This window comes from Blastocatellia bacterium, assembly GCA_035573895.1.
Classification (GTDB): Bacteria; Acidobacteriota; Blastocatellia; order HR10; family HR10; genus DATLZR01.
In genome coordinates this window covers 1-12,102 of sequence record DATLZR010000099.1, presented here as the reverse complement: position 1 = coordinate 12,102, position 12,102 = coordinate 1, and the positions used below count along the sequence as shown (strand labels likewise).

The following is a 12,102-nucleotide window of genomic DNA, read 5'->3' as shown; positions in this document are numbered from 1 at the left end:
ACATCCTCACGCGACGCATGAACAAGAAGTGTAGGGGGCCGCTCGAGGACCGTCAAGAACAAGAAAGGGTGGGCCTCGCCTCGTTCAACGGGTGAATCCCGTGCCGACGCTTCCCGCAGGGAAGCTGTTACGCCTTCCGAAAGGCGGGCTCAGATGTCGAGATTTCGCACGTCGAGGGCGTGCTCCTCGATGAACTTGCGCCGAGGCTCCACGGCGTCACCCATGAGAATGGTGAAAATCTCGTCGGTTTCGACGGCGTCCTCGATGCGAACCTGAACAATGGTGCGCCGCTCGGGGTCCATCGTCGTCTCCCACAACTGTTCCGGATTCATCTCGCCCAGGCCCTTATAGCGTTGAATCGTCACATCCTTTTTGGCGATAGTGAGGACCCGCTCCAGAAGCTCGTCCCGCGACGAGACGGTGAGCGGCGTGCCGTTTTCGATGATTTTCACCGGCGGCGCAATCACTTCGGCCAGTTCGCGGTAAAGTCCCACGGCCTTTTGAAACTCCATCCGCGTCGCCAGTTCCCAATCCAGGTAGACGCGACCACCGCCCAGGGTGGTGATGGCGAGTCCATACAGTCCGTGCTCTTCATCCTGCACAAGCTCGGTCTCGTATCCGGCTTCATCCAGCACCTTCGCGATCCGGTAGAGTGAGTTCTCCGACTCAAACAACCGATGAAGGCTCATTCCCGGCGTCAACACGCCCCGCTTCCCCACCAGGGCGTCCAGGACGATCTCTACCAGCCGACGGTCGTGCAACCGGCGATCGAGCTTCTCTCGATAGCCGTTGAACTCGACCAACTTCTCCAACCAGCGGGCCAGTTCGCGGCCTTCGATCTCTCGCTTGCCGCAGAGGAGCTTAATTTCCTCGGCGGCTTTGCGCATAAGGTAACTGGTCATTTCCTTTTCATCTCGGACGTACCGTTCCGTTTTTCCGCGCTTCACTTTGAACAGAGGAGGCTGAGCGATGTAAAGATGTCCGCGTTCGATCAGCTCCGGCATCTGCCGGTAAAAGAATGTCAGAAGCAACGTGCGGATGTGACTTCCATCAACATCGGCGTCGGTATTGTGACAGCAAACGCCACCCGTGCCGCAGATGAATGTCTCATCCCCGTCAACGGAGAAATCGTAGACCCATCCGCGACTCGGCCTGACCTGGCGCACGGCCCGCACCGGCAAACCCAGCAGATCGCCCTCCAGTTTTCTCACCTTCTCCGGCCCTCGGGCTGCGCCTGATTCGACCCGCAAATGCTGTCTCAGGGTGGGGGCGGCCGGGTGATCCCTCCAGACCGATTCCAACCGGGCCAGATCGGATCGGTGACTGATCGTCACGGTATAAACCGGGCGTGGCGCCAGTCGGCCCTGGGCCATCCCGCCCGTTTGACCCGATGGCTCCCGCCGCGAAATTGATGCCATCACGCCAAGCGACAGCAGCAGGTAAGCGAGGTCGCTGGCGAGCCGCTCTGAGGAGGTCGTGAACGCAATCTTATCCTTTCCAATCGTCCCGTCACCGAGGAAATAACCGCGCAGGAACGCAAGACGAAGCTCAGGTCGGACATTAAAGACAAGGTCAGGAATCCGCTTCGACCCCGACTCAATCTCTCCGGGACCAAACAGAACCCGGAAGAAAGCCTCAATCACTCGATTGGCGATGCGAAGCTCGCCCACCCGACGGGAGGATCGGTAAAAGGTCGGCCTGATCCCAAATAGATCACTCACGGCGGCGTCAAGTTCCGGCAGACGGGCCTCATTGCGCCGGCCAATGGCAAACCGCACGCCCGCACGCCGGCTCACCGAACCTTCAGCCAGGAAGAATCCCAGAAGCATCATCAGGGCCTCGTTCACGGGGAGATAACGCGGGACTCGCAGATGCTCGTGATGTCGAGGCGTCAACCAGACGTCCTCTCCAAGCAACGGAAGGTCTTGCGGGCTTAACTCCGCCAGGTCAATGGAGGGCGTGACTCGATCCCTCGACGCGCCCCGATACTGAGCCGTCCAGATGTGATCCAGCCGGCTCTCACCCGCCCGATCGTGGGAGAAGATCGCCTCTGGCTCAAGGGGCAACGCCGTGACATACCGCACAAAGGAGCCTCGCGTTGGCCGTGACTTCCCACTCTCCCACCGGGAACACGTTACCGGTTGGCGCACGCCGGCAGCGGTCGCCACCTCGCCGAGGCTCAGCCCCAATCCGAGGCGCTTGGTCCGGAGCAAATTCTCATCCGCTGCACTGTCAACCCCAGGCTCGATCATATCCCACTGCCGGGCATAAGCCTCGCGAACCTTCTTCCGGTAGTACTCCTCAATACCCGGCCCACGCGCCGTGAGCCCATGCGCGACATCACTTTCGGCTTCGACCAGGAGCTTCATGATGTCGAGTCGCTCATCGTTCTGGTCGGGTAAGGGCAGCCATCCCGGTACGACAAGCAGGTCGCCCACCCCGATCTGGTCCCCCCGCTTGAGTTGGGGTTTTCCATCGCTTCCTGCGACGAATACGCTATGTTCGCCGGTGACTCGAACGCGCCGCCCGTAGGCGGTCTCGATTTCGTAAAGAGGCGTGTCGTGGCTATGGCGAATGACGGATCGGATCGGCTTAAACCGGACGGCCCCTGTCCTCGGGTCGAAGCAGAGGACTTCATACGCCGTGGGATCATCACCAGTGACGAAGAGCCGATCAATGAAGTCCCCGACCTTTTCAGAACGGATCTGGCCTTCGGGGTTTCGCACGAGGACCGGTTCCTCGCCATCCACACTCATGATGATGATTCGATGGTAACGGAGCTTGGAGATGTCGAAATCATCTTTCCCAATACCTGTACCCAAAGCCGTGATGAGGGCGCGAATCTCCCCATGACTGAGCATCTTGTCGAAGCGGGCTTTCTCCACGTTGAGGATTTTTCCTTTGAGGGGAAGGATGGCCTGGAAGCGACGGTCGCGTCCCATCTTGGCCGAGCCCCCGGCGCTGTCTCCCTCAACGACGAACAACTCGCACTGAGCCGGATCACGTTCCTGGCAATCGGCGAGTTTCCCCGGCAGGCCGCTCCCTCCATCGAGCGCGCTTTTGCGACGGGTCAGGTCGCGGGCTTTGCGCGCCGCTTCGCGGGCCCGAGCGGCATCTATCGCTTTGGTCAAAATCGCCTTCGCTACCTTGGGATATCGCTCAAAATAAAGCCCCAGTTGCTCGGAGACAAACGACTGCACGAGCCCGGCAATCGGATTGAGCAGCTCGCGCTTCTCATTCCCTTTGAACTGCGGCTGGGGGATCTTCACGCTGATGACCGCCACCAGACCTTCTCGCACATCTTCACCAACGAGATTCTCTTTGAAATCTTTCATCAAGCCCATCGTCTGGGCGTATTGATTGAGCGTGCGCGTCAGAGCCGTGCGAAAACCCGTCAGATGCGTCCCGCCATCCACGGTGTTGATGTTGTTGGCGAAGGAGAAAACCGTCTCCGAATAGGTGTCGTTATACTGGAGCGCCACTTCAATGGATACACCATCACGCTCGGTCTCGAATGAGATGACGTCGTCATGAAGCACGTTCTTGTTCTTATTCAAATGGCGCACGAATTCGGCGATTCCCCCCTGATAGTGAAATTCGCTTCTCCTCTCGGGGGTCGTGCGCTCATCGGTCAGAGTGATGAAGACGCCCTTGTTGAGAAACGCTTTCTCGCGCAGGCGCTGGGCCAGCAGCTCAAAGCTGAATTCGGTCGTCTCGAAGATTTCCGGATCCGGTTTGAAGGTGATCTTGGTTCCCCGCCGTTTCGTCACACCGGTTTTCTTGAGCGGGCCGGTGGGCACTCCCCGGACATATTCTTGCTCGTAAACGCCCCCATCGCGCCAAATCTCCAATCGCAGCCACTCGGAAAGAAAATTGACGCAACTGACGCCGACGCCGTGCACGCCGCCGGATACCTTATAGGCGTTGGTATCGAACTTGCCTCCGGCGTGCAGCTCGGTCATAACGACTTCAGCAGCCGAACGACCCTTCTTATCCGTCGGATGCTTTTCCACCGGAATTCCCCGTCCGTTGTCAATCACCGTGATCGAATTGTCCACGTGAATGATGACATCCACGCGGTCACAAAAGCCGGCCAACGCCTCGTCAATCGAGTTGTCAACGACCTCATAGACCATGTGGTGCAATCCTTGCTCGTTGGTCGGCCCGATGTACATGTGAGGACGCTTGCGCACGGCCTCGCGTCCTTCGAGCATGGTGATCGAGCTGGCCGTATACCCATCATCGGCCGGCGCACTGCTCTCCTGAGCGACAACGGACGTTTCCTTCTCTGTCATCTGCTTTTTGCTTCTGGCCATAGACTCACCCTCCACATCAAGCACTTGGCGCGTTCTTCAGTTGCGATGGGGTCACTGATGCTTCCTCCGGCCGCAGGTGACCTGCCTCAAGCAAAAAGACCCGTCGGCATGCAGAAGGCGGTCCCACCACCTCCCGTTTGGAGGTAGTGATGAAACTTTGCCCCTGCCCCTCCAGCCGGTCCAGCAGGCGCTCGATCCGCCGGTGATCCAGTTCGGCATCCACATCGTCAATGAGAAAAATAGCGCTTTCGTCAAACGCCTTATTATAGACGCTCATCTGGGCTAAATCAAGAATTATCAGAGCACTACGCTGTTGACCGAGGCTCCCATAGTGTCTGAGATCCCGGCCATTAAATTGAATTTCCAGATCGTCCCGATGGGGCCCCACCAGCGCATATCCCACGGCCACTTCCGCTTGCTGGCGCACCCGCAATCGCTCGGCGAAAAGCTCCCGGTAGTGGGTCCGAACATCCCCGTGAGCCTCCAGCGAGCTGACATAACGAAGCGTGATCTGTTCCACTCCAAAGAGGCGACCTTCGAGGACGCAACTCAACTCGTGCACGTATCGCAGTCGTTTCTCGTGAACAATCGTTCCGACCTCAACCAGTTGCTCATTCCACACTTCAATCTGATCGGTATACCGATGGGGCTCATCGCTCTCGGATGCCATCTTCAGGAGACGATTCTTGTTTTTCAGAATGCGGTGATAGCGGTCGAGCGTCGCCGCATAGGTTGGATCAATCGTCACGATCCCTTCGTCGAGGAATCGGCGTCGGTGCTCCGGTTCGCCCCGGATGATCTCCATTCGTTCGAGCGAGGAGAGGAAGACGACAAGCTGACCAAGGTAGCGACCGAGCGGCTGGCGCTTGCCGTTGACGACGAACGTCCGGGAGCGAGGGGTAATCTCCACGCCCACCTCCTTCTGGCGTTGATTGCTGGCGACAACGGCACGGACGACGGTTTGCGTTTCTCCATAGCTGATGACATCGCTCACCCTCGGGCTGCGGAAGGAGTGTCCCCGCGCCAGCACGTAAATGGCTTCGAGGAGGCTCGTCTTTCCCTGGGCATTGTCACCGATGAGAAAATTGATCCCCGGTCCGGGAGTGAATCGCTCGGCCTGGATATTGCGGAAGTGACTCAGTTCGAGCTGCGTAATGCGCATGAGCACATGGGTTGTCCGAGGGCGTCAGATGAGGTCGGACGATCACCCCCATCCGGGTCCCTTCTCGACAGAAGCAGGGAGTTCCGCCGAGCAAGGAGAAAGACGTAACGCAAACTTTCCCCTCCGCCCACACGCGCAGGTGGGAAAGTCCACACATATATCTCGGAGGAGACAGTCTGCGCTCGGTTTTTGACGCCGAGCGCAGACCGTTCAAGCGTGTGTGTACCGACAGCAGGCCACGGAGTCGGCACAGTCCTTTAGTACGGCGAGCTGATGATGAAGATGCGGGCCGACAGCGCCGATCCCGTCTTGCCGGTCCGATCCACGACGGTGACGCGGAAGCGCCCATCATTGGTTCGCGTGCCCACAGGGATCGTCCACCGGAAGGATCGGGCTTCGGGCGCAATGTTATCGCCGACGATATTGCCGCTCATATCGCGCAAGGGCTCGAAAGTCTGGCCGCCATCGCGCGAGAGTTCGATTCGCTGGAAGGCAATGGCGATGTCATCCGATGCCGTCCAGCGGATGGTGATCGTTTCTCGCGCCAGGAAGGAGACTGCCGGACCGTTGTAATCCTCCACCGTGACGCCACTGACGGTGGGCTCACGGCTATCAACGGAAAAGTCGGCATCGCTATTGTCTTGACCGAGGTTGCCCGCCAGATCGCGGCAGCGCACGAGGATGCGCCCGCGCGTCGTCGTCAGGTTCGCCGGAACATTCCACAGCAGGGATCGGACATCGCTCGCCAGCCGTTCCGCAATGGGATTGAAGCTCGCTCCGCCATCCGCCGAGAAGAGTACATCGCAGGACGCAATGCCGACGTTATCGCTGGCCTCCCAGCGAATGAGGAACTGCCCGGCGGCGGCAATCGTCTCGCCACCATTGGGGCTGAGAACGCGCACGAGCGGCGGCTCCCGATCCTCGCGGGCGATGATGAAATCTCCATCACTGATGTCAGTCGCTCGATTGTCGAACTGATCTACAGCCGTGACGCACACGCGCGCCGAGGGCGACGTGAGATCTTCGGGAACGCGCCAGGCGAAGGCCTGAACATCACCTCCCACGCGGGCGATGGGGATCGAACAGGTGCGCCCACTATCGAGCGAGAGCGCCAGAACGTGGGCTTGCAAGCCGACATTGTCGGACGAGACCCACGTGATGGCGACCACGGTTCCGGCGATCACCAGTTCGCCGCCATTAGGTGCCGTGACGCGCACCAGCGGGGGCTCATTGTCAACCGGCGGAGCGATTCGGGAAAATTCTGACGTGTTGCCGCTGTCATCGGTCGCCGTCAGGGTAAATTTCTGATCCGCTGAGAATCCGGCAATTGTCACCGCGAACGTGCCGTCACTGGCCGGGATGACCTCGCGGGCCAGACAAACTTTCCCTTCGCCAAAGGACGATGGGTCGGGATCCGCAAGGAAAACCTCGACACGCGCCCCCGCCGGATTGCCGCCATCGAGCCGTCCGCGCAGCACGACCCCACCGGCGACCGGGCTCACCTCGGTCACCACGGGGAAATTCATCAGCTTGTTCGGGCCGGTATCCAGGTCACCGGCATCGTTGAGCGTCACCCCATCGCCGTTGAGGTCAATGCCCAGACCGCCGTTGGCGAAAGTGGAATTGCAGGAGATGCGATTGCCCTGACTCACGACGGTATCGCTGCTGAGGACCTGCACGCCCGCTCCCGTGTTATAGGCGATCGTATTGCCCAGTATGGTATTGTTCTGCGCCCCGATGATGTTTACGCCATTTCCCGAGTTGCCGAGACGGACGGTGCCTTGGGCGTCGTTGGTCCCGATCAAGTTCCCGGCGACGATATTGCTCACGGCTGCGCCCGCCAGCGTGACGCCATCGCCGGTATTGCCGCCGATGAGGTTCGCCGCCGAAGGATCAATTCCTCCAATGGTGTTATTTTGCGAACCGGCGGTGACGAGGATTCCACTGCCGCCATTGGGAAGGGCGGCTGTGCCGGTGTGGTCGGTCCCGATGATGTTGCCGATCACTTCGTTGGACAGACTCCGGGCGATCTTCACTCCGTTCGCCGAATTTCCCGAGATGACGTTCCGGGCTCCGGCGGAGAGCCCACCAACGGTATTGTTGTGAGCATCGCCGTTGATACTGACACCGTCGGATCCGTTCCCGAGAGCCCGCGTGCCCGTGGCATCGGTGCCGATGAAATTCCCGGCGACGGTATTACCGGACACTCCCACGATCTCGACCCCGCTGCCGGTATTGCCCGAGATAACATTGCCCCCGCCGGGGTCGCGTCCGCCGATCTGGTTGTCGCGCGCGCCGCTGATGAAAATGCCCGCCCCTCCGTTGGGAAGCGGCCGGGATCCATCGGCCGTGGTCCCGATGTAGTTGCCCAGGATGAGATTCCCAAACGTGGGGAAATCGAGTTCGATCCCGTTGCTGCCGTTGCCGGAGATGACGTTACGGTCGGCTGGCGTCGTGCCGCCAATCGTATTGGCCTGCGTGCGATTGCGCGTGATGAGGACACCGAACAACCCGTTGCCGACGCTCGTCTGTCCGCTGGCGTCCGTCCCGATGTAGCATCCGCGGACGATATTGCCCGTGGCCGTTCCCGATTCCGGAGGATCCACGATGATCTTGACGCCGCTGCCGAGGAAGCCATTGATGACAAGCCCCGCAACGACATTCAGCGACGACGTGATCTTGAGTCCGTCGGCCAGGCCTGCACTTCGTCCGTTCAGGACAATGATCGGTCGTCCAGCGAATCCCGGCTGCGTTGTCCCATCAATGGTCGTGCCTCCGCTGCTCAGTGCAGGAAGGGGGCCGAGAGAACCGTTGACCGTGATGGTGAAGACACCAGAGGCGGCTTCGCTCGCTGGAAGGTTAAAAGCGATGACGTCCGGGCCGGGATTTTCATTGGCGATGGTGATGGCTTCTCGGAGTGATACCTGGCCGTCATCGGCGACGACGTCAGCGGTTGTCGTGACGGTAATGGTCGAAGCGGACGTCAGCGCGAGGACGAGACCTCGACCGCTCCGCTTGCCGATGGCGAGATCATCGAGCGCGTCCCGATTGAACCGGGCGGCGAGCAACGTGACCGGCTCGCTCTCGACATCGAGCACGATGGGCGACGAAAATCCCCCCTGCCCATCGCTGAGCAACACAACAACGCGATTTTCCCCAGGCAAGGCGAGCGCCAGATCGGGATAGCCATCGCTGTCGAACTGTCCCGTCACGAGCGAAGTCGGCCTTCCTCCCAGAGCCACCGCTGTCGAGACCGCAAAATGGCGGTTCCTTTTTTGCCGAAGGAGAAGCACGTCTCCTGTCCGCGTGCTGAGCACGATATCTCGAAGCCGATCAAAATCAAAATCCGCCACCGCCAGATCAACCGGCTGGCCGGTCGCGGGCACATCGAGGTCCAGCGGAGGAAGCACGCCGCCATCGGCCGAGCCGAAGAAAATCGTCACACCGGCTGTGGCGCCACCCGTAGCAACGATGACATCGAGATATCCATCGGCGTCAAGATCGGCCGTGCGCACAGCGTGCGGCCGAGCGGCCTGTCGCACCGGAGCGAAGGGTACGGTCCGGGCAGAGGTGAAGCCACTGGCTCCACTCTCACTGAGCAAAACCAGTCGAGTCGGTCCCTCTCCCACGAGGATCAGATCGGGACGACCGTCTCCGTCGAGGTCACCACCGGTGACAGCTCGAATTCTCTCCCCGGTGGCGAAGGTAAGGGCCTGAGTGAATCCCCCGACGCCATCACTCACTAGGAGCATCCCCTGCTGCGATCCCACCACCGCAACATCGGCAATCCCATCGAGGGAGAAATCATCCACCACCTCACCGACCGGATCGGCCACGGGAATCTCGTAGGACAGTCCCGGCGCAAATTTCCCGTGGGACGCTCCCCATCGCACGGTGAGGTGACGGTGACCATCGCTGGTGGAAAGGACGAGCAAATCACCGACGCCATCCCCGTTAAGGTCTCCACGAGCCAGCGACCGGGGATCGGTCACCGTTACACTCTCGGCCAGGGGGAGCGGGCTCGAACGCTCCGCCGCCAGCCGGGGCAATAGCTCCGGAGGGGCTGCCGCGTCAGCATCCTCATCGGCGGCATCATCAAAAGCCAGGCGCGGCCAGCCGCGATGACGCGCGTGAAGCGTGATGGAACGCGAGGGGACGATCGCCCGCTTGCCCGATGAAAGGGACTTGTCGCTCCCGGTGGATCCGGTGAGGGCCACTGGCACCACAGCGACGACAACCAGGATGAGAAGCCCCACCAGTGAGAATCGTGCAGACCGCCAGCTCTTCATAGTCTCCTCTCCTGAATTCGGATTTCCCGGTTTTGATGTGGAACTGCGAGATTTGAATTCATTGTTTGACAGGTATGTCCGCCCATTCGCCCCTGCAGATGCGGATGCCCGCCTGCGCTCGGACCGCACTCGGTGCTTCACCTGCGGAAGGTGGTCTTCCCTCATCTGTTGAGGCAAATGACTGTGGCTTCCCGATGCTGCTGAAAGCCCGGGGACCGTTGTCACACTGAGCGCCTTCCTGAAGCAACGATCGTTTCGACATGGTTCTTTTCCTGCGTTCCCGGCGATCTCGCTGACCTCGCCGGTCACCCAACTGTGACACCTGCTATACTAAAGCCGATATGCATCAGTGTCAACTGGAAATTCGTGTCACATTCTCGGATAACACCGTGCGCCCTGCCGGCGTCGCTCTGAAGGCCAGGCTGCGCTCTGTGGCTTTCGCCAAGGGATCACGGGCCATTCCCACTCCGCTCGGAACTCTCTCCGGTTGCCATCTCTGCCGATCTATACGACAATAGAGCCTCTCGACGGCGGGCCGTCGAGTCTAATCTTGTGGACAAAGGAGGATTGATATGACAGAGCGCGCAGGAGCCGTCACGCTCCGGGGAAATCCGTTGACGCTCGTGGGACCGGAGATTAAACCCGGCGACAAAGCTCCCGATTTCACCGTGCTGACCAGCGATCTCACACCGTTTCGCTTCAGCTCAACCAGCGGCACGGTGAGGATTATTAGCTCGGTGCCATCGCTCGACACGCCGGTTTGCGATGCGCAGACAAGGCGCTTTAACGAGGAAGCCGCCAAGCTGCCCGGTGTCGAAATCCTCACCGTGAGCATGGATCTGCCGTTCGCTCAGAAGCGGTGGTGCGGCGCTGCCGGCGTGGACCGCGTCAAGTGCTATTCCGACCATCGAGACGCCTCCTTCGCCACCGCCTATGGCACGCTCATCAAAGAATTGCGTCTGACATCGCGGGCGATCTTCGTCGTGGACAAAGACGACGTGGTACGGTACGTCGAGTACGTCAAGGAGATCGCCGATCATCCCAATTACGAAGCAGCCCTGGAGGCGGCACGCCAGGCCGCTTCGTCCTGAACGAAGCTTGCTTCGACCGATTCACTGCGGGAGTGCGGATCGCCCTGACCTCAGGCCAGCCGCGCTCCCGATACTCTCGATTGGTGCGTGGAGACCCAAACACCTTTCATCACGAATTCCGTGGAACCCACGCTGCGCGTCGGCCTGCAATGGGATGTGCTGCGGGCCGAGATCACCCTGGAAGGCCCATTCACCTGCGGTCCGAAAGTTCTCGGCCCCGGTCACTACCAGGTGATCGCGATCGGCCCTGACCGGCTTGACCTGCATGACGTGCAGGGGAAGCTCCTCCAGAGCAGTGCGGAACTCACCCTCGTGCCCCAAGACTCCCACAGTGTTTTTGCCCTGGAGCATATCACCATTGGCAGAGGTTTTCACTGGCAGCGGGAGGAAAGAGAGCGATTTGAGGGACACCTTCGCCTCCGTGCTCAACCGACAGGGACATGCCTCGTTCTCAACGAAATTCCCCTGGAATCCTACCTGGCCAGCGTCATCTCATCGGAGATGAATCCTCGGTCGCCACTGGAACTGCTTAAAGCGCACGCCATGATCTCGCGGAGCTGGATTGTGGCGCAACTTCGGCGGCGGAGACCCATTGATGCAGAGATGGCGACCACGCCTCAGGGGAGGCGACAGGCGCCGGAGTCGCCGTCGCCCTCATTCGGTGCGGGCCCGACACCGGTTCCATCACGCCGCAATGTCATCGAGATTGTTCGCTGGACCGATCGGGAAAGCCATAGCGATTTTGACGTGTGCGCCGATGACCATTGTCAGCGGTATCGCGGGATTGGTCCGATCACTCAGGCTGCCGTTCAGGAAGCGGTCCAGTCAACGCACGGCCTCATCCTCGCCTGCGAAGGTGACGTCGCCGATACACGCTTTTCCAAATGCTGCGGTGGAATGACTGAGGCGTTCTCCACGGCCTGGCAGGATCGAGACATTCCCTATCTTCGCGGCGGCTGTTTTGATGGGGAGCGACTCCCTCCGGAGTTTCCCTTACCCCTGACCGAGGAAGCACACGCACGGTTGTGGATCGAGAGTCAGCCTCCGGCGTATTGCTCGCTGGCCGATCCCGCTTTGCGGGAGATGATTTTGCCCGATTCCGATCGTGACACGCAGGATTTCTTTCGCTGGCAGGCAACCATTGCCCAGGATGAGTTGCGCCAGTGGATCAGGACGAAACTCGGCTGTGACATCGGAGCTATTCGTTCTTTAGAGCCGCTGCAACGTGGCGTGTCGGGCCGCAT

Annotated in this window: 5 protein-coding genes; 2 read left to right on the top strand and 3 right to left on the bottom strand. The window is 60.2% G+C overall.

The window, feature by feature from the left end; genetic code table 11:
* Window positions 1–149: 149 nt before the first annotated feature.
* The 3 genes from VNM72_09635 to VNM72_09625 all read right to left on the bottom strand — a co-directional run bounded on the left by VNM72_09635 (window position 150) and on the right by VNM72_09625 (window position 9,767).
* Complete coding sequence (locus VNM72_09635) at window positions 150–4,295, bottom strand: DNA gyrase subunit B (protein HXF05664.1); 4,146 nt, start codon at window positions 4,293–4,295, stop codon at window positions 150–152.
* 37 nt (window positions 4,296–4,332) lie between these two features.
* Window positions 4,333–5,478: a DNA replication and repair protein RecF gene (gene recF, locus VNM72_09630; GenBank protein HXF05663.1), complete on the bottom strand. Its 1,146-nt coding sequence runs from the start codon at window positions 5,476–5,478 to the stop codon at window positions 4,333–4,335.
* 257 nt (window positions 5,479–5,735) lie between these two features.
* Window positions 5,736–9,767, bottom strand: a complete 4,032-nt coding sequence (locus tag VNM72_09625) for an FG-GAP-like repeat-containing protein (GenBank protein HXF05662.1) — start codon at window positions 9,765–9,767, stop codon at window positions 5,736–5,738.
* Window positions 9,768–10,339: 572 nt separating this feature from the next.
* On the opposite strand from VNM72_09625, the gene tpx reads away from it, so the two are divergent.
* A complete protein-coding gene (gene tpx / locus VNM72_09620) occupies window positions 10,340–10,858 on the top strand; it encodes a thiol peroxidase (GenBank protein ID HXF05661.1) in 519 nt (172 codons plus the stop codon).
* Between the two features lie 120 nt (window positions 10,859–10,978).
* Window positions 10,979–12,102, top strand: a 1,124-nt coding sequence (locus VNM72_09615) for a SpoIID/LytB domain-containing protein (protein HXF05660.1), incomplete at its 3' end; no start/stop codon positions are given.